This window comes from Streptomyces xinghaiensis S187 (genome assembly GCF_000220705.2).
Classification (GTDB): Bacteria; Actinomycetota; Actinomycetes; order Streptomycetales; family Streptomycetaceae; genus Streptomyces; species Streptomyces xinghaiensis.
In genome coordinates this window covers 169,799-189,715 of sequence record NZ_CP023202.1, presented here as the reverse complement: position 1 = coordinate 189,715, position 19,917 = coordinate 169,799, and the positions used below count along the sequence as shown (strand labels likewise).

General features: G+C 74.3%; 23 protein-coding genes and 1 riboswitch. Of the genes, 9 read left to right on the top strand and 14 right to left on the bottom strand.

The features are described from left to right. Positions 1-127: 127 nt before the first annotated feature. On the bottom strand, positions 128-259 hold the full coding sequence (locus SXIN_RS32655; RefSeq protein ID WP_019706911.1) for a hypothetical protein: 132 nt from the start codon (positions 257-259) through the stop codon (positions 128-130). A gap of 539 nt (positions 260-798) precedes the next feature. Between SXIN_RS32655 and sigJ the strand changes: the two genes are divergently transcribed. Beyond that, a complete protein-coding gene (sigJ, locus tag SXIN_RS00945) occupies positions 799-1,686 on the top strand; it encodes an RNA polymerase sigma factor SigJ (RefSeq protein WP_019708311.1) in 888 nt (295 codons plus the stop codon). A gap of 110 nt (positions 1,687-1,796) precedes the next feature. Here the strand turns inward: sigJ and SXIN_RS00940 are convergent, their stop codons facing one another. Next, positions 1,797-2,543: an SDR family oxidoreductase gene (locus tag SXIN_RS00940; RefSeq protein ID WP_019708312.1), complete on the bottom strand. Its 747-nt coding sequence runs from the start codon at positions 2,541-2,543 to the stop codon at positions 1,797-1,799. Positions 2,544-2,689: 146 nt separating this feature from the next. Between SXIN_RS00940 and SXIN_RS00935 the strand changes: the two genes are divergently transcribed. Both SXIN_RS00935 and SXIN_RS00930 read left to right on the top strand, forming a co-directional pair. Continuing rightward, positions 2,690-3,181, top strand: coding sequence for a hypothetical protein (locus SXIN_RS00935; RefSeq protein ID WP_192883536.1), 492 nt, complete (start codon positions 2,690-2,692; stop codon positions 3,179-3,181). Between the two features lie 231 nt (positions 3,182-3,412). Further along, entirely contained in the window at positions 3,413-4,129 is a 717-nt protein-coding gene (locus SXIN_RS00930) for an LPXTG cell wall anchor domain-containing protein (protein WP_039820927.1), read from the top strand. Positions 4,130-4,287: 158 nt separating this feature from the next. Here SXIN_RS00930 and mug read toward each other — a convergent pair whose 3' ends face one another. The 3 genes from mug to SXIN_RS00915 form a co-directional block, all read right to left on the bottom strand. Next, positions 4,288-4,842 carry a G/U mismatch-specific DNA glycosylase gene (gene mug, locus SXIN_RS00925; protein WP_019708315.1) on the bottom strand — a complete coding sequence of 185 codons (555 nt, stop codon included), beginning with the start codon at positions 4,840-4,842 and terminating at the stop codon, positions 4,288-4,290. Between the two features lie 104 nt (positions 4,843-4,946). Continuing rightward, positions 4,947-6,380 (bottom strand): adenylosuccinate lyase, encoded by a 1,434-nt coding sequence (gene purB / locus SXIN_RS00920; RefSeq protein WP_019708316.1) that lies wholly within the window; start codon positions 6,378-6,380, stop codon positions 4,947-4,949. Between the two features lie 86 nt (positions 6,381-6,466). After that, entirely contained in the window at positions 6,467-7,243 is a 777-nt protein-coding gene (locus SXIN_RS00915) for an SGNH/GDSL hydrolase family protein (RefSeq protein WP_019708317.1), read from the bottom strand. Positions 7,244-7,492: 249 nt separating this feature from the next. On the opposite strand from SXIN_RS00915, the gene SXIN_RS30750 reads away from it, so the two are divergent. Together SXIN_RS30750 and SXIN_RS00910 are read left to right on the top strand one after the other, a co-directional pair. After that, positions 7,493-7,627 (top strand): SCO1431 family membrane protein, encoded by a 135-nt coding sequence (locus SXIN_RS30750; protein WP_019708318.1) that lies wholly within the window; start codon positions 7,493-7,495, stop codon positions 7,625-7,627. A 257-nt stretch (positions 7,628-7,884) separates the two neighbouring features. Further along, the gene (locus SXIN_RS00910) at positions 7,885-8,442 is read left to right on the top strand and encodes an ATP-binding protein (RefSeq protein ID WP_095756414.1); all 558 of its coding nucleotides are present in this window, start codon (positions 7,885-7,887) and stop codon (positions 8,440-8,442) included. Between the two features lie 173 nt (positions 8,443-8,615). On the opposite strand, the gene SXIN_RS00905 is transcribed toward SXIN_RS00910, so the two are convergent. From SXIN_RS00905 to SXIN_RS00895, 3 genes are all read right to left on the bottom strand, one after another. Beyond that, a complete protein-coding gene (locus tag SXIN_RS00905; protein WP_019708320.1) occupies positions 8,616-9,632 on the bottom strand; it encodes a hemolysin family protein in 1,017 nt (338 codons plus the stop codon). Beyond that, entirely contained in the window at positions 9,629-10,972 is a 1,344-nt protein-coding gene (locus tag SXIN_RS00900) for a hemolysin family protein (protein ID WP_019708321.1), read from the bottom strand. The genes SXIN_RS00905 and SXIN_RS00900 overlap by 4 nt, the downstream gene beginning before the upstream one ends. Before the next feature lie 227 nt (positions 10,973-11,199). Next, on the bottom strand, positions 11,200-12,009 hold the full coding sequence (locus SXIN_RS00895; RefSeq protein WP_019708322.1) for an ABC transporter ATP-binding protein: 810 nt from the start codon (positions 12,007-12,009) through the stop codon (positions 11,200-11,202). A 110-nt stretch (positions 12,010-12,119) separates the two neighbouring features. On the opposite strand from SXIN_RS00895, the gene SXIN_RS00890 reads away from it, so the two are divergent. Then, positions 12,120-12,344 (top strand): hypothetical protein, encoded by a 225-nt coding sequence (locus tag SXIN_RS00890; protein ID WP_019708323.1) that lies wholly within the window; start codon positions 12,120-12,122, stop codon positions 12,342-12,344. Beyond that, positions 12,341-12,715, top strand: a complete 375-nt coding sequence (locus SXIN_RS00885) for a hypothetical protein (RefSeq protein ID WP_019708324.1) — start codon at positions 12,341-12,343, stop codon at positions 12,713-12,715. The genes SXIN_RS00890 and SXIN_RS00885 overlap by 4 nt, the downstream gene beginning before the upstream one ends. Before the next feature lie 19 nt (positions 12,716-12,734). On the opposite strand, the gene bioD is transcribed toward SXIN_RS00885, so the two are convergent. From bioD to bioB, 3 genes are all read right to left on the bottom strand, one after another. Then, positions 12,735-13,457 carry a dethiobiotin synthase gene (gene bioD / locus SXIN_RS00880; protein WP_095756413.1) on the bottom strand — a complete coding sequence of 241 codons (723 nt, stop codon included), beginning with the start codon at positions 13,455-13,457 and terminating at the stop codon, positions 12,735-12,737. 126 nt (positions 13,458-13,583) lie between these two features. Next, a complete protein-coding gene (locus SXIN_RS00875) occupies positions 13,584-14,939 on the bottom strand; it encodes an adenosylmethionine--8-amino-7-oxononanoate transaminase (RefSeq protein ID WP_095756412.1) in 1,356 nt (451 codons plus the stop codon). Next, on the bottom strand, positions 14,932-16,140 hold the full coding sequence (bioB, locus tag SXIN_RS00870; RefSeq protein ID WP_095756411.1) for a biotin synthase BioB: 1,209 nt from the start codon (positions 16,138-16,140) through the stop codon (positions 14,932-14,934). The genes SXIN_RS00875 and bioB overlap by 8 nt, the downstream gene beginning before the upstream one ends. Positions 16,141-16,286: 146 nt before the next feature. On the opposite strand from bioB, the gene SXIN_RS00865 reads away from it, so the two are divergent. Continuing rightward, positions 16,287-17,474, top strand: coding sequence for an 8-amino-7-oxononanoate synthase (locus SXIN_RS00865; RefSeq protein ID WP_095756410.1), 1,188 nt, complete (start codon positions 16,287-16,289; stop codon positions 17,472-17,474). Positions 17,475-17,485: 11 nt separating this feature from the next. Here SXIN_RS00865 and SXIN_RS00860 read toward each other — a convergent pair whose 3' ends face one another. From SXIN_RS00860 to SXIN_RS00850, 3 genes are all read right to left on the bottom strand, one after another. After that, complete coding sequence (locus SXIN_RS00860) at positions 17,486-18,043, bottom strand: C40 family peptidase (protein WP_019708328.1); 558 nt, start codon at positions 18,041-18,043, stop codon at positions 17,486-17,488. Positions 18,044-18,046: 3 nt separating this feature from the next. Next, positions 18,047-18,216, bottom strand: a riboswitch (cyclic di-AMP (ydaO/yuaA leader). A gap of 331 nt (positions 18,217-18,547) precedes the next feature. Beyond that, a complete protein-coding gene (locus tag SXIN_RS00855; RefSeq protein ID WP_019708329.1) occupies positions 18,548-18,856 on the bottom strand; it encodes a hypothetical protein in 309 nt (102 codons plus the stop codon). Between the two features lie 3 nt (positions 18,857-18,859). Next, entirely contained in the window at positions 18,860-19,495 is a 636-nt protein-coding gene (locus tag SXIN_RS00850; RefSeq protein ID WP_019708330.1) for an ATP-dependent Clp protease proteolytic subunit, read from the bottom strand. Between the two features lie 79 nt (positions 19,496-19,574). Between SXIN_RS00850 and SXIN_RS00845 the strand changes: the two genes are divergently transcribed. Next, positions 19,575-19,880 (top strand): type II toxin-antitoxin system Phd/YefM family antitoxin, encoded by a 306-nt coding sequence (locus tag SXIN_RS00845; protein ID WP_039820936.1) that lies wholly within the window; start codon positions 19,575-19,577, stop codon positions 19,878-19,880. Positions 19,881-19,917 lie beyond the last annotated feature (37 nt).

Sequence of the window (19,917 nt, the reverse complement as noted above, 5' to 3'; positions counted from 1 at the left end):
GCGGTGGTGTGCCGTGCCACGGGATTGCTATCGGCACCGGATGCCGCACGCCCGAACGGACAGTGAACAACCGGGTGGCGCCCGGCGGAAGAGGCCGCCGGACGGCGCGGCGGCCCAGTCGTGCGCGTCAGCCCGCGGGCAGCAGGCGCACCGCCCGTTCGATCTCCGCGGGCGGCAGATGCGCGTAACCGAGCACCAGCCGGACGGAGCCGTCCCCGGCCGGTGCCGACCGGCTGATCCCCGTCTCCGCGGCACTCACGGCACCCTTCGCCGGCACCGGTGGCTACGGGGCCGCGCAGGCGGCGGGGAGCCTGCTGGTCAAGCTCGGTGTGGCGCTCGGCGCCGGACTGCTGGGCCCCGGACTGCCGAGCTCCGTACGCCGCGGTCCGCCGGGGCCGGAGGCGCCGCCGCGGGCAGCCCGCGCGGACGGGGCTGACGGCACCGGCGGCGCCGGGCGCGCGAGGAGCGGGCCCGGTGAGGACTGGCGGGACAGCCGGCCGGCGGTGCGCCGCGGTGGCCCGGGGGCCGGTTCCGGCGCCCGGTGAGGAGCAGGGAGACCGTCTGCCGTGCCGGGCGGTCACGCGGCGCCACGGCCGGTGCGGCGAGGACCCCGGAATCCGTCGTACCGTCCAGACGCACGTGTCGCCCGGCTCCCCTGACCCGGAGGGCCAACAGGTCCGCCGTGGCGCGCCGATGGCGCGCACGGCGAGGGCCGTGCCGGGGCTCACGCCCGTGGCCCGGGGCCCACGGTCCCGCGGCGCCTGGACAACTCCCGTCGCCGTCCGCTGGGATGGGTCCGTGGCCACCGACACCGCGACCGACGTCTTCGAGGAGCACCGCCCGCTGCTGACCGGGGTCGCCTACCGGATGCTCGGCCGCACCGCCGACGCCGAGGACACCGTGCAGGAGGCCTGGCTGCGCTGGTCCGCCGCCGACCGCGCGGAGGTCCGCGAGCCGCGCGCCTATCTCGTCCGGATCACCACCCGGCTCGCCCTCGACCGGCTCCGCAAGCTGCGCGACCGGCGCGAGACCTACGCCGGACCGTGGCTGCCCGAGCCGGTGGGCCCCGAGTTCGCCGGGGCGGTGCCGGACGCGGGGGACCGGGCGGTGCTGGCCGAGTCCGTCTCGTTCGCCGTCCTCGTCGTGCTGGAGTCCCTGTCGCCGCTGGAGCGGGCGGTGTTCGTGCTGCGCGAGGCCTTCGGCTTCCCGTACGCGGAGATCGCCCGGGCGCTGGACCGGGAACCGGCGGCCGTGCGGCAGCTCGCCGCCCGCGCCCGGCGCCACGTCGGTGAGCGCAAGCCCCGCTACCGGGCCGACCCGGAGCAGCAGCGCGAACTCACCGAGCGGTTCCTCGCCGCGGCCGCCGGCGCGGACCTCGGGGCGCTGCTGGAGCTGCTCGCCCCGGACGCCAGGCTGGTCGGCGACAGCGGCGGACGGGCCAAGGCACCGCTCCGCGTCATGGAGAGCGCCGGGAAGATCGCCCGCTTCCTCGCCGCCGTGGCCGGGGAACTTGACGGCCAGGCCGTGGAGTTCGTGCGCCGCGAGTTCAACGGGGCGCCCGCGGTGCTGGTCCTGCTGGACGGCAGGCCGGACACGGTCGTCTCCGTGGACGTCACCGCGGAGGGCCGGATCGCCTGCGTGTACCTGGTCCGCAACCCCGAGAAGCTCGCGGCCGTCACGGTGTAGCCGTCGCGGCGCGACGGGTCCGGCCGGCGGACCGGCGCACGTCCCGGCCGCTCCGTCCCCGCCGTCCGGCCGCGCCCGCCTGCCGCCACACCGGCGGTCGTGCCGCCGGATCAGAGGCCGCCCGAGACGCGCAGCACCGCGCCCGTCGTGTACGACGCCTCGGGCGAGAGCAGCCAGGCGACGGCGCCCGCGATCTCCTCCGGTTCACCGGGGCGCCGCATCGGCACCCGGTCCGGGTCGCGCCAGGGGCGCTCGGGGTCGCCCATCGCGGCGTGCATACCGGTGAGGATCATCCCGGGCTGTACCGAGTTGACGCGGATGCCCTCGGCCGCCACCTCCTTGGCCAGCCCGTTCGTCATCGCGTCCACGGCCGCCTTGGTCGCCGCGTAGTGGACGTACTCGCCGGGGCTGCCCGTGGTGGCCGCGCACGAGGAGATGTTGACGATCGCCCCGCCCGCACCGCCGTAGCGCGTCGACATCTCGCGCACCGCCCGGCGTGCGCACAGCAGGGCGCCCATGACGTTGACGTCGAGGACCCGCCGCATCACCTCCGGGTCCGTCTCGGCGAACAGGCCCAGCGGCCCGGTGATCCCGGCGTTGTTGACGAGGCCGGTGACGGGGCCCAGTCCGGCGGCCACCGTGTCGAACAGCGCGTCGACCTGGTCCTCCGCACTGGTGTCCACCCGCACGGTCACACAGGCGGCGCCCTCGGCGCGCACCGCCGCCGCCGTCTCCTCCGCCGTCTCCCGCGCCTTCTCGTAGCCGATGCCGATCGCGTGTCCGGCCCGCGCGAGACGGACGGCGACCGCCGCTCCGATGCCGCGGCCGCCTCCCGTGACGACGGTGACCCGCCCCATGCCCCACACCTCCGTGTACCGGTCTGCCGGAAGCCTGCCACACCGGGCCCGGGGTCCCGGCGGCGCGGGCGTGCCGAGGGCCGGGCCGCCGCCCGACTCCCGTGCGCCCGGGGCCGGTTGTCGGTGACGGGTAGTTCACTGGACCCATGAGCACAGTGGAACAGCTCGCGGCGATCGACCGGCTGTGCGCCCGGCCCCTTCCGGCGGCGCGCGGCGGGCCCTCCCGCGGCGCAAAGGGCGGACCGGGCTTCCACCTGGCCGATCTGCGGGTGAGCGAGGAGTTCTGGGAGGACGACGGTTCCCGGATGCGGGAGGCGGAGGAGCAGTTCGCGGCCGAGTGCGAGGCGCTGGTCGTCCTGCTCTCCAGGCGCTGGGGCGAGCCGCGGGTCCTGGACCTCACCGAACACCTCATACGCTCGGCCGAGGGCGAGGCGGTTCCCGAGCCGCTGGCGACGCTCTGCGGCTGGGTCGGCGTGCTCTACGCCTGGTGGGCCGGGGGCCGCTGGCTCGCCGTCGGACTCGGCCGGCAGGGCCGCGAGTTACCGCTCCGCCTGCTGGCCGTCGTGGCGGAGGAGGACCCGGAGGCTCCGGACCGCGGAGACCGGGACGGCCGGGGAAGCCCGGAGACCCGGGGATGACGCACGCGGCCGCCGCCGGAGCGCCGCCGCCCGTCGGCTCCGATGTCCTCTTTCGAGCGGATGTACGTCGAACGAGTGCCCTAGGCTGAATCGTTACCGGTGATCAAAGGGACATCGCGGGCTCAAAGGTGCTGATGCGGTGGCCGATTGGCTTGACCTATCCGAACAGATGGCTGGAAGCTGAGGCGTCGCCCCCCGCTTCCGGCGCTTTTCTCGAAAACCTGGTGATCCATGCGCAGCCTCACTTCGGCGTGTGCGGTGGCAGCGGCCGCAGCGGCTTCCCTGCTGCTGGCCCCCGTCGCGTACGCCACCCCGCCCGGTGACAACGGGACCGTCAAGATCCACGACGCCGAGACCGGCGAGGAGCTCGTCAAGAACGAGCCGCACGTCTGCGTCTTCTACCTGGACGCGTTCAAGTTCGACAGCGGCCAGCAGATCGAGTGGAAGATCCTCGAGATGCCGCCCACCGGCACCCTGGGCACGGAGGCCGAGTCCGGCACCCTGACCCTCGACGCCGAGGGGCACGGCCGCAGCGACGACCTGAAGCTGCCCGACGGCCACTACAAGCTCGTCTGGAAGTTCGAGGGCGAGAAGGGCAAGGCCAAGCAGAAGGTCTTCTGGACGGACTGCGAGGACGAGAACGAGGGCGGCAACGGCGGGTCGTCCGGCCAGCCCTCCGGCGAGCCGTCGGAGGAGCCCTCGGGCGAACCGTCCACCGAGCCGTCCACCGAGCCGGGCGGCGAGACGGCCGGTGAGACGACCGGGGAGCCGTCGAACGAGCCCACGGCCGCCGACACGGCCGGCCAGAACCCGTCGGACGGCGGCAAGGAGGACCTCGCCGAGACCGGCGCCTCCGCCGTCATCGGCACCTCCGCGGCGGCCCTGGTGCTGCTGGGCGCGGGCGGCGTCCTGCTGATGCGCCGCCGGGCGGCCCGCGGCGAGAGCTGACGGAACACCCGCCGGCAGTGCCGGACGCGCACCGGTGCCGGACCCCACCTCGTCGGGGTCCGGCACCGGTGCCGTCGTCTCCCGGGTCTTCCGGCCCGCCCGGCGGGCGGGTACGTCACGGCCGTGCCCCGGCCGCCGTCACGGCGTTCGGGCCCCGCTCACCGGCCCGGCGGCGGGCCGGGCCACTCGTCCTGCTCGTCCCGGTCGCCTTGCTCGTTCTGCTCGTCGCGCTCGGCGGCCTCGCGCAGGCGGGCGAACTCCTCCGCCATCGTCGCCGTCGTCCAGTGCGCGTTGAGGCCGCTCGGATTGGGCAGGGCCCAGATTTGCGTCCGGCCGATCACCCGGGCCTGCGGGCCGATCACCGCCGCCTTGTCCCGGAAGGCCACCCGGTAGGCCGTGATTCCCAGCACCGCGAGCCGGCGCGGCTGGTACCGCAGCACCTTCTCCGCGAGCAGGCGCCCGCCCTCGCGCATCTCCTCGTCGCTCAGCTCGTCCGCCCGGGCCGAGGCGCGCGCGGCGACATTGGTGATGCCGAGCCCGTACGCGGGCAACTCGTGCTCCTCGTCGGGCCGGAGCAGCCGCGGGGTGAAGCCGGACGCGTGCAGGACGGGCCAGAAACGGTTGCCCGGCCGGGCGAAGTGGTGACCGGTCGCCGCCGACATCAGACCGGGGTTGATACCGCAGAACAGCACCCGCAGGTTGTGCGCGATCACATCGTCGACGGTGCGGTCGCGGGCCGCCTCCAGTTCCTGCCGGCTCGGGCGGGACGGCGGACGGCGTGCCGGGTGCCGCCGCCCCGCCCGGGACTCCCCGCCCCTCAGAGGATCGCTCCCGGGGTGTACGCGGCGGCCTCCGGGCGCGCGGCCGTGATCTCCTCGATCCGGGCCACGACCGAGGCCACCTGCTCCGCCGCCGCACCCGTGAAGGAGAGGCGGTCCGCCATGAGTGCGTCGAGCTGCGGGCGGTCCAGCGGGATGCGCTCGTCGCCCGCGAGCCGGTCGAGCAGTTCGTTGCGCTCGGCGCCCTTCTCGCGCATCGCCAGGGCCGAGGCGACCGCGTGCTCCTTGATGACCTCGTGCGCGGCCTCCCGGCCCACCCCGGCCCGCACGGCGCCCATCAGCACCTTGGTGGTGGCGAGGAACGGCAGATAGCGGTCCAGCTCGCGGGAGACGACCGCGGGGAAGGCACCGAACTCGTCGAGCACCGTCAGGAACGTCTCCAGCAGGCCGTCGAGGGCGAAGAACGCGTCCGGGAGAGCCACGCGGCGCACCACGGAGCAGGACACGTCGCCCTCGTTCCACTGGTCGCCGGCGAGCTCGCCGGTCATCGAGGCGTAGCCGCGCAGGATCACCATGAGGCCGCCCACCCGCTCGCAGGAACGGGTGTTCATCTTGTGCGGCATGGCGGAGGAGCCGACCTGACCGGGCTTGAAGCCCTCCGTCACCAGCTCGTGCCCGGCCATCAGCCGGACCGTCTTGGCCAGTGAGGACGGCGCGGCGGCCAGCTGCACCAGCGCCGTCACGACGTCGTAGTCCAGCGAGCGCGGGTAGACCTGGCCGACGGAGGTGAAGGCCCGGCCGAAGCCGAGGTGGGCGGCGACCCGCCGCTCCAGCTCGGATAGTTTCGCGGCGTCGCCGCCGAGGAGGTCGAGCATGTCCTGCGCGGTGCCGACCGGGCCCTTGATGCCGCGCAGCGGATAGCGGCCGAGGAGGTCCTCCAGCCGGCCGTACGCCACCAGCAGTTCGTCGGCGGCCGTCGCGAACCGCTTGCCGAGGGTGGTCGCCTGCGCGGCGACGTTGTGCGAGCGGCCGGCGATCACCAGTTCCGCGTGTTCGGCGGCGAGGCGCCCCAGCCGGGCCAGCACGGAGACCGCGCGGTCCCGTACCAGCTCCAGGGAGAGGCGGATCTGCAGCTGCTCGACGTTCTCGGTGAGGTCCCGGGAGGTCATGCCCTTGTGGACGTGCTCATGGCCGGCGAGGGCGTTGAACTCCTCGATCCGGGCCTTCACGTCGTGCCGGGTGACCTTCTCGCGTTCCGCGATCGACGCCAGGTCCACCCGGTCGAGCACCCGCTCGTAGTCGGCGAGGGCCTGTTCCGGCACCTCGATCCCGAGATCCTTCTGCGCGCGGAGGACGGCCAGCCACAGCCGGCGCTCCAGCGTCACCTTGTACTCGGGGGACCACAGGGCGGCGAGCTCCGCGGAGGCGTAGCGGCCGGCCAGAACGTTCGGGATGCGGGGCTTGGAGGTCACGTGACGGCATTCTACGGGCCGGTCCGGCGGGGCCTCCGCCCGCCTCCGCGCCCCGCCCGCCCGCCCGTGCCATGCCGGCCGGGCGCTCAGAGTTCGTACGGGTACGGCAGGAGGTCGCCGCGCTTGGGCGTCAGCCCGTCGCCGGAGGAGCGCCCGGTCAGCCGGCGGCCGATCCACGGCAGCAGATGCTCGCGGGCGAACCGCAGGTCGCTGCTCCGCCGCCGGTACCAGCTCACCGGCTGCACCGGCGGCAGCGGTTCGGTCCAGTCCCGGCGCGGCTCCAGGCCGATCGTCTGCCAGACCGCCTCCGAGACCCGCCGGTGGCCCTCGGCGGTGAGGTGGAGCCGGTCGACGGCCCACAGCCGCGGGTCGCCCAGCGCCCCCGGGCCGTAGAGGTCCACGACGAGGGCGCCGTGCGCCTCGGCCAGTTCGTCGATGAAGCCGAAGAGCTGTTCCATGCGCGGCCGGAAGCGCTCCATCACCGGGCCGTTCCGCCCGGGGCTGCGCATCAGCACCAGCCGGCCGCAGTTAGGGGCGAGCTTGCTGACGGCCTCCTCCAGCCGGGCGCGGACCATGCCCATGTCGCACTTGGGGCGGAGGGCGTCGTTGAGCCCGCCGACGAGGGTCACGAGGTCCGCGTTCATCGCCGCCGCGATGTCCACCTGCTCGTCCACGATCTGGCCGATGAGCTTTCCGCGCACCGCCAGGTTGGCGTAGCGGAAACCGGGCGTCCGGGCGGCCAGGTCCGCCGCGAGGAGATCGGCCCAGCCCCGGTAACTGCCGTCCGGCAGGCGGTCGGACATGCCCTCGGTGAAGGAGTCGCCCAGGGCGACAAAACTGGTGTAGGAGGCATTCATCTGCATGACGCCGGGAATCCTACGCCCGCCGGGGGCCGGGGAGGATGCCGGGCGGGGTGAGTCACGGGTCACAGCGGGCCGTGCGATTCGGGTCTATTGTCGCCCGACCGGTACCGGTATGGGTGCTGTTCCCCGGCGCTGCCCGGTGCCCCGGCCGTCCCTGTCGCCGGCCCGTTTCCGCAACCGTCCCGCCGGTCCGCGCCACGCCGTGGCGGGGCCGCCCCGGCGGGACCGATCGGCAAGGAGTGTGCGCTGATGACCGCTGCCGCTGTCGTGGCCGCCCGTACCGGCGGACCGTCCGACGACGACCACCCGCTGCTGGAACAGATCGCGGGCTGGGTGCTGACGATCGTGCTGGCGATGCTCATCGCTCGGTTCGGTCCGCTCTGACCCCGGGAGGGCTCGCGGCCTGCCCGGTGATGACCGGTAGAGCGTCAGGAACAGATCGGTCATGAACGCTTTACTTCCCGGTAAACGCATTTTATTGTTTTACGCGGAAGTAACCCGCAGCTTTTCTCTGCCCGGAGTTCCGGGCGGAACAGCCGCGTGGCAGCCTCGCAGCGTCGCGAACCTTCCCGTGCCGCACACGGCGCGCTCGATCCGCTGAGCCCTTGTCGTCCGGACAGCCGGGCCGTAGTGGAGATCCCATGTACCACCCGCACCCCGGAGGGCCCGCCGAGGCCGCGCTGGCCCAGCCGGCCCCCGTGCCCGTGTGCCGTCCGGCCTCCGAGCCGGCGGCACCGGAGCCCGACACCGGCCGGGCCGGCCCCTGGCCGCTGCCGCGGTCGGGCGAGGCGTGCGCGCTCGCTCGCAGGGCCGTGCGCCACACCCTGTCCCGGTGGGGGCTCGGTGATCTCGCGGACACCGCGGAACTCCTGGTCAGCGAGCTCGTCGCCAACGCGCTGCGCCATGCGCACGGCCCCGTCCACCTCACCCTCGTCCGCGGCAGGTCGGTCTGCTGCCAGGTCGGCGACGGAAGCCGGGAACTGCCCCGGGTCCGCCGCGCCACCGCGGACGACGAGGACGGGCGCGGCATGTCGATGGTCGACCTCATGGCCTGCGACTGGGGCGCGGACCGCACCCCCTGGGGCAAGGAGGTCTGGTTCTCCCTCCCCGCTCCCGCTCCGGCCCTCCCCGCTCCCGCTCCGGCCCTTCCGGCCGCCGCCGTACCGGCCCCGGTGCCGCCCGCCGACGAGCGGGACTGAACCGGAGCCCGCGCGCCGGCTCCGGACGGACACGACGGACAGGACACACACCCCGGACACCTGCCCCGGACCGGACGCCTCACCGGACCGGACACCGCAACCGGGCACCCGGCACCGCGAGGGCCCGGGCGCCGGCGTTCCCGCCGGGCACCCGGGCCCTCGGTGCTCCGCGGTCAGGCGGGCGTGCGCCCGACCAGCTCCCGCAGCACGTCCTCCATGGTGACCAGACCGGCCAGCCTGCCGTCCGCTCCGATCACCGCGGCCAGATGGGTACTGGAACCGCGCATCGCCCCCAGCGCGTCGTCGAGCGGCGTCTCCGCCCGGACCCGGGCGATCGGCCGCATCGCCGCCACCGGGAACGGCAGGTCCCGCGGCCGGGCGTCCAGCGCGTCCTTCACATGCAGGTAGCCCAGGATCCGGCGGCCCGAGTCCACGACCGGGAAGCGGGAGAACCCCGATTCCCAGGCCAGCTTCTCCAGGCCCTCCGGGGTGACGCCGAGCGGGGCGGCGACCACATTGGCCACCGGCTTGACGACCTCCTGTACGGGCCGCCGGCCGAGTTCCAGGGCATCCCGCAGACGCTCCGTCGACCGCTTGTCCAGCAGCCCGGCCTCACGGGAGTCGGCCACCATCCGGGCCAGCTCGTCGTCCGAGAACGTGGCCGCGACCTCGTTCTTCGGCTCGACGCGCAGCAGCTTCAGCAGCGTGTTGGCCAAGGCGTTGATGGAGAAGATCACCGGGCGGAGCGCCCGGGACAGGGCCACCATCGGCGGGCCCAGGGCGAGCGCGGTCCGCACGGGCGCCGCGAGCGCGATGTTCTTCGGGAGCATCTCGCCGAAGAGCATGTGCAGATACGTCGCCGCCGCGAGCGCGATGACGAAGGAGATGGGGTGCACCAGGCCGTGCGGCACACCCGCCGCGTCGAACACCGGCTCCAGCAGATGGGCGATCGCCGGCTCGGCGACCACACCCAGGACCAGCGTGCAGAGCGTGATGCCGAGCTGCGCGGCGGCCATCAGCGCCGAGACGTGCTGCAGCCCCCACAGCACGCTCTTGGCGCGCCGGTTGCCCTCCTCGGCGAGCGGTTCCACCTGGCTGCGCCGGACCGAGATCATCGCGAACTCGGCACCGACGAAGAAGGCGTTCGCGACCAGGGTCAGCAGACCCACGAAAAGCTGGACCGCGGTCATCGGGAGGCCTCCTCGGGGTGCTGTTCACCGTGCTCGGGCAGCGGCGCGTGCAGCAGCACGCGGGCCGCCCGGCGTCCCGACGCGTCCACCACGTCGACGCGCCAGCCGGCCACCTCCACCCGGTCGCCCTCGGCCGGTATCCGGCCGAGCTCCGTGGCGACCAGCCCGGCCAGGGTCTCGTACGGCCCCTCGGGGGCGCGCAGGCCGATCGTCTCCAGCTGGTCGGTACGGGCCGCGCCGTCCGCCGCGTACAGCTCGCGGCCCTCCGCGTCCGTGCCGGCCGGCGCCAGGTCGGGCGCCTCCAGCGGGTCGTGCTCGTCCCGGACCTCGCCGACGACCTCCTCGACGATGTCCTCCAGGGTGACGACCCCGGCGGTGCCGCCGTACTCGTCGATGACGACGGCCATGCTGCGCTTGCCCGAGAGCCGGTCGAGCAGCCGGTCCACGGTCAGCGACTCCGGCACGAGCAGTGGCTCGCGCAGCAGTTCGGTCACCGGATGGCGCGAGCGGCGCTCGGCGGGGACCGCCAGGACGTCCTTGATGTGCGCGATGCCGACGACCGTGTCGAGGCTGCCCCGGTAGACGGGGAAGCGGGAGAGGCCGGTGGCGCGGGTCGCGTTGGCGACGTCCTCCGCGCTGGCCTGCACATCGAGCGCCATGACCTGCACCCGCGGGGTCATGACGTTCTCGGCGCTCAGCTCCGAGAGGTTCAGGGTCCGCACGAACAGCTCGGCCGTGTCCGGCTCCAGGGCCCCCTCCTTGGCGGAGTGCCGGGCCAGGGCCACCAGCTCCTGCGGGCCGCGCGCGGACGCCAGCTCCTCGGCGGGCTCCAGGCCCATCCGCCGGACGAGGCGGTTGGCGGAGTTGTTGAGATGGCTGATGAGCGGGCGGAAGGCCGCGCTGAAGGCGCGCTGCGGTGTGGCGACGGCCTTGGCCACCGGCAGCGGGCTGGAGATCGCCCAGTTCTTGGGGACCAGCTCGCCGACCACCATCAGCACCACGGTCGACAGGGCCGTACCGGTGACGAGGGCGACGGAGCCCACGGCCCCGTCGGGTACCCCGGCGGCGGAGAGCGGGTCGCGCAGCAGCGCCGCGATGGAGGGCTCGGCGAGCATACCGATGACCAGATTGGTGACGGTGATGCCCAGCTGGGCGCCGGAGAGCTGGAACGTCAGATTGCGGACGGCCTTCAGGGCGCTCTCCGCGCCGCGCTCACCGTTCTCGACCGCCTGTTCCAGACTGCCGCGCTCCAGGGTGGTCAGCGAGAACTCCGCCGCCACGAAGGCGCCGCAGGCCAGTGAGAGGAGGAGAGCCAGGGCGAGAAGCAGGAATTCGATCATCGGGTTCACCTCCTCCCATGGTGGGCCGGGGAACGGAGGATCGCGCGATGGTCACTACTGGGAGGCTCGCCCATGGGCGGACGCTCACACCTTTCGTATACGGGCCGGGGGGCCGCGAGGCCCGGGGGAACCACCATAGTAAAGGCTCAGCAAAACGGCGGGCGGAGCGGTGGCGAACGCGCTCCGCCCTCCGTGCCCGGGCCCCGCGGTTCCGCGGCGGCCCGGGCTCAGCTCTCCGGTCCGCCGCTCCCGCCGGGCGGCGGGGGGCCGGGGGAGAAGAGGCGCATCCGCTGGAGCACCCGCTCGGCGGTCGGCTCCGCCATCTCGTCCACGATGCGCCCGTCGGCCAGGAAGAGCACCCGGTCGGCATGGGCGGCGGCGTTGGGGTCGTGGGTGACCATCACCACCGTCTGCCCGAGCTCGTCGACGGCCTCGCGCAGGAAGCGCAGCACTTCCCGCCCGCTCCGGGAGTCCAGGTTGCCGGTCGGCTCGTCCGCGAAGATCAGCTCGGGGCGGGAGGCCAGGGCCCGCGCACAGGCCACCCGCTGCTGCTGGCCGCCGGAGAGCTGGGACGGACGGTGTGAGAGCCGGTCCCGCAGCCGGAGGGTGTCGATCACCCGGTCGAGCCAGGCGCGGTCCGGCTTGCGGCCCGCGATGTCCATCGGGAGCGTGATGTTCTCGGCCGCCGTCAGCGTCGGCAGCAGATTGAACGACTGGAACATGAAGCCGATCCGGTCGCGCCGCAGCCGGGTCAGGTCCTTCTCCTTGAGCCCGGTGATCTCCGTGCCGCCCAGCCAGACCCGGCCGGCCGAGACCGAGTCCAGTCCGGCCAGGCAGTGCATCAGCGTGGACTTCCCGGAGCCGGAGGGGCCCATCACCGCCGTGAACCGGCCCCTTTCGATCGTGACGTCCACGGCGTCGACCGCGATGACCGCGGTCTCGCCGGAGCCGAAGGCCTTGGTGAGCGATTCGGCCCGGGCGGCCGGGGGCCGTCCGTCCGCGGAGTCGTGGGTGGTCTCCTGTGCAAGCGTGGGCATGGCCCTCTCCCGGCTCGGTGTGGCGTCCCCCGGAGGTCCCGAGGGTAGGGGCCCGCTGGACGGGCCGGTACCCCTTGTCGATGATAGCGCGCAAGTGCTAGCTTGGTGGGGTGGCCAAGACCCAGCTGAACGTCCGTGTGGACGAGACGACCGCCGAGACCGCGCGGCAGCGCGCCCTCCAGCGGGGCGTGAGCGTGAACCGCTACATCGAGGAGCTCGTCCGGCAGGACGCCGGGGAGGCCGGCCGGACCTTCGTCGAGGCGGCCGCCGACTTCATGAAGCAGTACGAGTCGGTCTTCGCGGAGGAGTTCGGCGAGGAGCGCACCCGCCGTTGACCTTCCGTATCGATCTCTCCTGGCTGCTCATGGTGGCCGAGCAGAACACCCCCGGCGATCCGGCCGTGACCGACTGGGGCGCCCTGGTCGCCGCCGTCAGCCGGCACGAGGCGGAGATATTCGGCGTCCCCGTCTACACCGATCCGCCGAGCCGCGCGGCCGCCCTGCTGCAACTGCTCCTCCACGTGCCGGCGCTGGAGCGGTCCAACGCCATGTTCGCCTCGGCCGTCGCCTACGCCTATCTCGTGGCGAGCGGGCTGAAGGTCAGCACCTCGCCGGAGCAGGTCCGCGATCTCGCCCGCCTCGTCAAGGACGGGACCGCCGGCGTGGAGGCCATCGCGGAGGAACTGCGGAGCTGGAGCCTGGCGTAGCCGGCGGCCGGGCAGCGGCTCACCGCGGCGGCCGGTGCCGTGCGGTGAACTCCGCGGCGTCCCAGGTGCCCCCCAGCGCGGGGGCGAGCCAGCGGCCGGCGCGGGCACGGAACTCCGCGGGCGGGAGGGCGCCGGCCCCGTGCGGGAGCGCGCCCAGCAGCGGAGCCCCGGCCGCCGCGGGCAGGTCGGCCAGATTGCAGCGCTCCGCCAGGCCCGGCTCGGCCGGCCAGCTGCCCAGGAGAACACCCGCGCAGTCCAGCCCCCGGGCGCGCAGGGCCTCCGCCGTCAGCGCGGTGGCGTTGAGGGTGCCCAGCCCGGCGGCGGCGACCACCAGCACCGGCGCGTCCAGCAGCCGGGCAGCGTCCGCCAGGGTCGCGCCCTCTTCGTCGTAGCGCACCAGCAGCCCGCCCGCGCCCTCGACCAGGACCAGATCGTGGCCGGCGGCCAGTTTCTCCGCCGCCTCCGCGATCTCCGCCGGCCGTACCGTGGACCTGCCCGCCCGCCGTGCGGCCGTCTCCGGGGCCAGCGGTTCGGGGTAGCGGGCCAGCTCGGCCGTGGTGACGGGGCCGGCGAGGCGGGCTGCCTCCGCCGCGTCCCCCGGCTCACCGGGCGCCACGCCGGTCTGGGCCGGCTTGAGCACGGCGACGGTACGGCCCGCCGCCAGCGCGGCGGCGGCCAGCGCGGCGGTCACCACCGTCTTCCCGATCTCGGTCCCGGTGCCGCTGACGACGGTGACGGCCATGATCCCTCGCTCCGTTCCTGCCGCGCCGCCGTACCTGCCGCGCCGCCGTACGAGGGGCGCGCGTGCCCGCGCGCCCCGTGTGTTCCGCGCCCCGGCCGCCTCGGCGCGGCCGGGCCCTGCGCGGGGTCAGCCCGCCGCTGCCGCCGCGTACACCGCCGCGCAGATCCGGGCCACGTCGTCCTCACCGGTGACATACGGCGGCATCGTGTAGACGAGGTCGCGGAACGGCCGCAGCCACACGCCCTCGCGCACCGCGGCGCGCGTCGCCGCCGCCATGTCGATGCCGTGGTCGAGCTGGACGACGCCGATGGCGCCCAGTACCCGGACCTCCCGCACGCCCGGCAGCCGCGCCGCCGGGGCCAGCCCCTCCCGCAGCCCGCGCTCGATCCCGCGCACCTCGCCGCGCCAGTCCCGGGCCAGCAGCAGATCGACGGAGGCACCCGCGACCGCCGTGGCCAGCGGATTGCCCATGAAGGTCGGGCCGTGCGCCAGCACCGGCACCTCACCGCGCGAGATGCCCTCGGCCACCTCCGCGGTGCACAGCGTCGCCGCCAGCGTCATCATCCCGCCGGTCAGCGCCTTGCCGAGGCACAGCACATCGGGCGCGACGCCCGCGTGGTCCGCGGCGAACAGCTCACCGGTCCGGCCGAAGCCGGTGGCGATCTCGTCCAGGACCAGCAGCACACCGTGCTCGTCGCACGCCTCGCGCAGCACCCGCAGATAGCCGGGGGAGTGGAACCGCATCCCGCCCGCGCCCTGCACCACCGGTTCGACGACGACGGCCGCCAGCTCCTCGGCGTGCTCCGCGACCAGCCCCCGCAGATGCTCCGCGTACGCCGGGTCCACGCCGGCACCGAAGCCGGGCGGCGGCGCGTCGGCGAAGACCTGCCGGGGCAGCACCCCGGACCACAGGTGGTGCATGCCGCCGTCCGGGTCGCACACGGACATCGGCTGCCAGGTGTCGCCGTGGTAGCCGCCGCGCCAGGTCAGCAGCCGCTGCTTGCGGGGCTTCCCCAGCGAACGCCAGTACTGCAGGCACATCTTGACGGCCACTTCCACGGACACCGAGCCCGAGTCGGCCAGGAAGACGTGGCGCAGCGGCTCCGGGGTGATCTCCACGAGCCGGGCGGCGAGCCGGACGGCCGGCTCGTGGGTGAGCCCGCCGAACATCACATGGCTCATCCGGTCCAGCTGTGCGTGCGCGGCTCCGGTCAGCGCGGGGTGGCCGTAGCCGTGCACGGCCGACCACCACGACGACATCCCGTCGACCAACTCCTCCCGGCCCTCGGCCGGTTCGGCCAGCCGTAGCCGCACCCCGGAGGCGGACTCGACGACCAGCGGGTCCGTGCGGCCGGGCATCGGGCCGTACGGGTGCCAGACGTGCCGCCGGTCCAGCTCCAGCAGTTCGGCGGTGGACAGCGGCGCCGCCGCGGCGGGCCCGCCGGCCGGTGCGGCCGGCGGGTGCGGGAGCGGCTCAGGCATTGGGTGGCAGATCGGTGCCCGCGCCGCGGCGGCGCACCGCCACCAGGCCGGTACGGGGAGCGCCCGCCGGTGCGGCGGCCGGCGGGGCCGGTGCGCCGGCGGGCGCGGCGGCCGGGGCCGCGTCCTCCGCCGCCGTCTCCCCGCAGGGCGCGCAGCCGCCGTCGTCGTGTCCGCCGCAGCCCGTTCCGGCCGCGCCCGCCCGGTGCTCCGGCAGGGTCACGGTGTCCGAGCCCTCCACCTCGAAGCCCGCGTCGGCGATCATGTCGAGGTCCGCCTGCCCCGCCTGCCCCTCACTGGTCAGGTAGTCGCCCAGGAAGACCGAGTTGGCGAGGTGGAGCGCCAGCGGCTGCAGGGACCGCAGATGCACCTCGCGGCCTCCCGCGAGCCGTACCTCCACATCCGGGCAGACGAAGCGGACCATGGCCAGGATGCGCAGCGCCCGCTGCGGGGTGAGGTTCCACTCCCCGGCCAGCGGTGTGCCGTCGAAGGGGATCAGGAAGTTGACCGGCACGGAGTCCGGGTCCAGCTCGCGCAGCGCGAAGACCACGTCGACCAGGTCCTCGTCGGACTCGCCCATGCCCGCGATCAGGCCGGAGCAGGCCGACAGCCCCGCGCCCTGCGCCTGCCGCACGGTGGAGACCCGGTCGGAGAAGTCGTGCGTGGTGCAGATGTCCTGGTACGTCGCCTCGGACGTGTTGAGGTTGTGGTTGTACGCGTCCGCGCCCGCGGCCCGCAGCCGCTCGGCCTGGCCGTCGGAGAGCAGCCCGAGGCAGGCGCAGACCTCCACGCCCTCGTTCCGCTCCTTGATGGCCGCGATGGTGTCCGACACCCGGTCCACGTCCCGGTCGGTCGGGCCGCGTCCGCTCGCCACCAGGCAGACGCGCTTGGCGCCGCCGGCCACACCGGCGCCGGCCGCCGCGGCGGCCTCCTCCGGCTTCAGCCAGGTGTACTTGAGGATCTCCGCCTTCGACCCCAGCCGCTGCGAGCAGTACGAGCAGTCCTCCGGGCAGAGCCCCGACTTCAGGTTGACCAGATAGTTGAGCTTCACCCGCCGCCCGAACCACTGGCGGCGCACCCGCCCCGCGGCCGCCACCACATCGAGCAGGTCGTCGTCGGACGTGGCCAGCACGGCGAGCGCCTCGTCCCGGGTGGGCGGCTCGCGGCGCAGCCCCTTGTCCACCAGCGTTGTCAGCAGATCCATGGCGGAGATCCTTGCCTACCGGAGGGGGCGCGGCCAAGGAGGGATCCCACAACACCGCGGGATCGGGGTGTGTGTATCGCCACACCGTGTCCCGCCCTTGGCCGGGCTAGGTTTTGGGCAGACCCGACAGACGCGAGGGATGGCCGATGCCCCAGGACAAGGAGCAGGACCCGGACCGGGATCCGGGCCGGGACGCCCGGGACCCGTTCGGATGGATCGACGAGGAGGCGGCCGCCCGGCGGCGGGCCGGTCTCGTCCGCGCGCTGCGCCCCCGTCCGGCCGCGTCCGCGCTGCTCGATCTGGCGTCCAACGACTACCTCGGACTGGCCCGCCACCCCGCGGTGACCGCCGCGGCCGCGGACGCGGCCCGGCTGTGGGGGGCCGGCGCGACCGGCTCCCGGCTGGTGACCGGCAGCACCGGGCTCCACGCCGAACTGGAGGCGGAACTGGCGGACTTCTGCGGCTTCGAGGCCGCGCTGGTGCTGGCCTCCGGCTACGCCGCCAATCTCGCCGCCGTCACCGCGCTGACCGCGCGGGGCACCCTGATCGTCTCCGACGCCGCCAACCACGCCTCGCTGATCGACGGCTGCCGGCTCTCCCGGGCGGTCACCGCCGTCGTCCCGCACGCCGATCCCGGCGCCGCGGCCAAGGTGCTCGACGGGCACGAGGGCCGGGCCGTCGTCCTCACCGACGCGGTCTTCTCGGTCGACGGCGACGCCGCGCCGCTCGGCCGGCTCGCCACGGTCTGCCGCGACCGCGGGGCGGCCCTGATCGTCGACGACGCCCACGGGCTGGGCGTGCTGGGGGAGGGCGGGCGCGGAGCCCCGTACGCCGCCGGGCTCGCGGGCTCACCGGACACGGTCGTGACCGTCACCCTGTCCAAGTCGCTCGGGAGTCAGGGCGGTGCCGTGCTGGGACCGGCCCGGGTGATCGAGCATCTCGTCAACACCGCACGGGCGTTCATCTTCGACACCGGGCTCGCGCCCGCCGCCGCCGGCGGCGCGCTGGCCGCCCTCCGGCTGCTGCGCCGGGAGCCGGAGCGGGCGGCCCGGGCCCGGGCCGTCGCGGCCTCGCTGCACGAGCGGCTGACGGCGGCGGGTCTGGCGTCCGTCCGCCCGGACGCGGCCGTGGTGTCCGTACGGGCGCCGTCCCCGGAGGCGGCGCTGCGCTGGGCGGCGGACTGCCGGGCCGGCGGGCTGGCCGTGGGCTGCTTCCGCCCGCCGTCCGTGCCCGACGGCGTCTCGCGGCTGCGGCTCACCGCCCGCGCCGATCTGACGGAGGATCAGATCGACCGGGCGGTGGCCGTCATCGTCGCGTCGGCGCCCGCCGGCTGACCCGGTGGTGCTCAGCGCACCCGGCCGTAACGGACGCTCTTCGTCCAGATCTTCTCCAGCTTGACGACGGAGCCGGCCTTGGGGGAGTGCCAGACCTTGCCGCTGCCGGCGTAGACGCCGACGTGGTAGACGCTGCCGCCGGAGTGGAAGAACACCAGATCGCCCTTGGCCCGCTTCGCGGCGGAGACGCGGCTGGTCTTGTTGTACTGGGCCTGGGCCGTGCGCGGCAGCTTCTTGCCGGCCTTCTTGTACGAGTACAGCGTCAGGCCGGAGCAGTCGAAGCGGTGCGGGCCCGCGGCGCCGTACTTGTAGGGGTCGCCCTTCTGCGCCGCGGCGACCGAGAGTGCCTTCGACCGGGCGGTGGCGGCCTGGGCCTCGGAGGCGGCGCCCGGTGCGAGGACGGTGCCCGTGACCGCGGCGAGGGTGAGCGCCGATACGGCCCCCGCGCGGGAGATGCGCGCGGTGGTGCCGGCGGACTTCCGGCCGGTGCCGGTGGTGCCGGTGAAGCCGGTGGTGCCGGTGGTGCCGGTGGTGCTGTCGTGCGTCTGGACATGAACGTGCGCGGACATGCGCAACCCTTCGTCAGCCGCCTGTGAAGGATGACCTGTCGGGTTCGGGCAGAACGAAGATGCCCGGCCGCGATCGCGGCTTCACCCCAAGGGCCGGCCGGAGGGTTCCGGCCGGGCCCGGCTTGCCCGGGTCCTCCACTCCTGCCGGTCCGGGGAATCGACCTGTCGCCCGGGACGGTGGCAGGACTCGGCGTCCGCCCGGGCCGCCCCGCCTCGGCGGCGGGGGCTTGTCGTCTCAGCGATGGTTACGCACTCCAGGTCGAATTTCGTCACCGATCCGGCCATATGTGAAAGTTCTAACTCTTGCCCCAACCAGGTGGAATAGCCGGGTTGTTGGCGGCCGAACACGGCCCCCGGCCCCGCCCGGACCGGGCGCGACGCCCGGAACGGCCGAGGGCTCACCGACGCGGGCCCACGCCGCACGGCCCGTCATGTCCCGCGGAAAGCAGTCCGGTCGGGGGAGGCCGGCCGGTGACGCGTGTCACGGCACGCCGCGGCGTTCCGTCACCCGGGGTTCTCCGGCGGGAGGGTGACGCGCCGGGTCCGGCGCTCCCCGTCGAGGACGCGCAGGGCCCGGCCCAGGGTGGCCGCGTGCAGTTCCGTCTCGCCGCGCGCGTGCATCACGGAGAGCGCGTCGCGCAGCCGGACCGCCCGGTCGACCAGCGCCTGCGCGGCGCGCAGGCTGCCGTAGGTGTCGGTGCCCCGGGCCGGGTTGACCCGTCCCAGCAGGTCGGCCGCCTCCAGGTAACGGTCGATCAGCTCGCCCTCGGCGCGCGTGAGGGCGGGCAGCGGCGGCAGTTCGGGCAGGGACACGGCTCACCCCCGGCCCACGGAGGCGGCGGACCCCTTGCGGTTCGCGACGATCCGGTCGGCGAGCCCGTAGGCGACGGCCTCGCCGGCGGTGAGGATCATGTCCCGCTCGATGTCCGAGGCGACGCGCTCGGCGGACTGCCCGGTGTGCCGCACCAGCATCCCCTCCAGCATGGCCCGGGCGCGGGCCACTTCGCGGGCCCTGATCGCCAGGTCGTCCACCTGCCCCTGTGCGGGCTCGGCCAGGGACGGCTGGCGGAGCACGGCCCGGGAACCCGGGAGCATCAGCCGCCGGCCGGGCTCCCCCGCGGCGAGCAGCACGGCCGCCTCCTCGGCGGCCTGTCCGAGGCAGATCGTCTCGATGGGGCAGCCGACGAAGAGCATCGTGTCGTAGATCGCGGTCATCGCGGTGAGGGAGCCGCCGGGGGAGTTGATGTACAGGGAGATGCCGCGGCCGGGCGCGGCGTGCTCCAGGTGCATCAGCTGGGCGATGACGTCGTTGGCCGAGGTCTCGTCGACCTCGGTGCCGAGGAAGACGATGCGCTCCTCCAGAAGCCGGGAGTACGGGTCCAGCGTGCGGATCCCGCGGCTGGTGCGCTCGGTGAACTGCGGCAGCACGTAGCGGGCGGTCGGAGACTCCACGGCTGCTCCCCCTTCTTCCGTTGTGTGATCGCCGTTCCGGCGAAAATGTACATCCTGTACGTCTCGTACGATGGGGAGCATGGCTTATGAGATTCCGGTGACGCAAGCCCGCGCGGAGCTGGCCGAGTTGATCAACCGTGTCGTCTACGGCGGTGAACGGGTGGTCGTGACGCGTCACGGTAAGCCGCTCGTGGCGCTGGTATCAGCCGCTGACCTGCAGCTTCTGGAGCAGGAAGAGGGTGCCGCGGATGAGCCGGTGATCAGCACGGTGTCGGCCCTCCGCCCCGGCCTCACGTCCGCTGCGGGCGAACGGAGCCGGTTCGGCATCGCGGCGGAGCACCGCGGCGCGGAGCCGGGCAATCCGCCGGGCGGGCACGGTCATTGACGAGCGCCGACGGAGAACCCCGGTCGTTTCTCCGGGG

What these genes read in the sequence shown, in the direction of transcription:
- SXIN_RS00930 (WP_039820927.1), top strand. Translation starts at nt 3,413, where the DNA reads ATGCGCAGCCTCACTTCGGCGTGTGCGGTGGCAGCGGCCGCAGCGGCT.
- SXIN_RS00845 (WP_039820936.1), top strand. Translation starts at nt 19,575, where the DNA reads ATGGCTTATGAGATTCCGGTGACGCAAGCCCGCGCGGAGCTGGCCGAG.
- SXIN_RS30750 (WP_019708318.1), top strand. Translation starts at nt 7,493, where the DNA reads ATGACCGCTGCCGCTGTCGTGGCCGCCCGTACCGGCGGACCGTCCGAC.
- SXIN_RS00915 (WP_019708317.1), bottom strand. Translation starts at nt 7,243, where the DNA reads ATGCAGATGAATGCCTCCTACACCAGTTTTGTCGCCCTGGGCGACTCC.
- SXIN_RS00940 (WP_019708312.1), bottom strand. Translation starts at nt 2,543, where the DNA reads ATGGGGCGGGTCACCGTCGTCACGGGAGGCGGCCGCGGCATCGGAGCG.
- SXIN_RS00895 (WP_019708322.1), bottom strand. Translation starts at nt 12,009, where the DNA reads ATGCCCACGCTTGCACAGGAGACCACCCACGACTCCGCGGACGGACGG.
- bioB (WP_095756411.1), bottom strand. Translation starts at nt 16,140, where the DNA reads ATGGATCTGCTGACAACGCTGGTGGACAAGGGGCTGCGCCGCGAGCCG.
- SXIN_RS00900 (WP_019708321.1), bottom strand. Translation starts at nt 10,972, where the DNA reads ATGATCGAATTCCTGCTTCTCGCCCTGGCTCTCCTCCTCTCACTGGCC.
- SXIN_RS00865 (WP_095756410.1), top strand. Translation starts at nt 16,287, where the DNA reads ATGCCCCAGGACAAGGAGCAGGACCCGGACCGGGATCCGGGCCGGGAC.
- SXIN_RS00905 (WP_019708320.1), bottom strand. Translation starts at nt 9,632, where the DNA reads ATGACCGCGGTCCAGCTTTTCGTGGGTCTGCTGACCCTGGTCGCGAAC.
- SXIN_RS00860 (WP_019708328.1), bottom strand. Translation starts at nt 18,043, where the DNA reads ATGTCCGCGCACGTTCATGTCCAGACGCACGACAGCACCACCGGCACC.
- SXIN_RS00910 (WP_095756414.1), top strand. Translation starts at nt 7,885, where the DNA reads ATGTACCACCCGCACCCCGGAGGGCCCGCCGAGGCCGCGCTGGCCCAG.
- SXIN_RS00875 (WP_095756412.1), bottom strand. Translation starts at nt 14,939, where the DNA reads ATGCCTGAGCCGCTCCCGCACCCGCCGGCCGCACCGGCCGGCGGGCCC.
- bioD (WP_095756413.1), bottom strand. Translation starts at nt 13,457, where the DNA reads ATGGCCGTCACCGTCGTCAGCGGCACCGGGACCGAGATCGGGAAGACG.
- SXIN_RS00935 (WP_192883536.1), top strand. Translation starts at nt 2,690, where the DNA reads ATGAGCACAGTGGAACAGCTCGCGGCGATCGACCGGCTGTGCGCCCGG.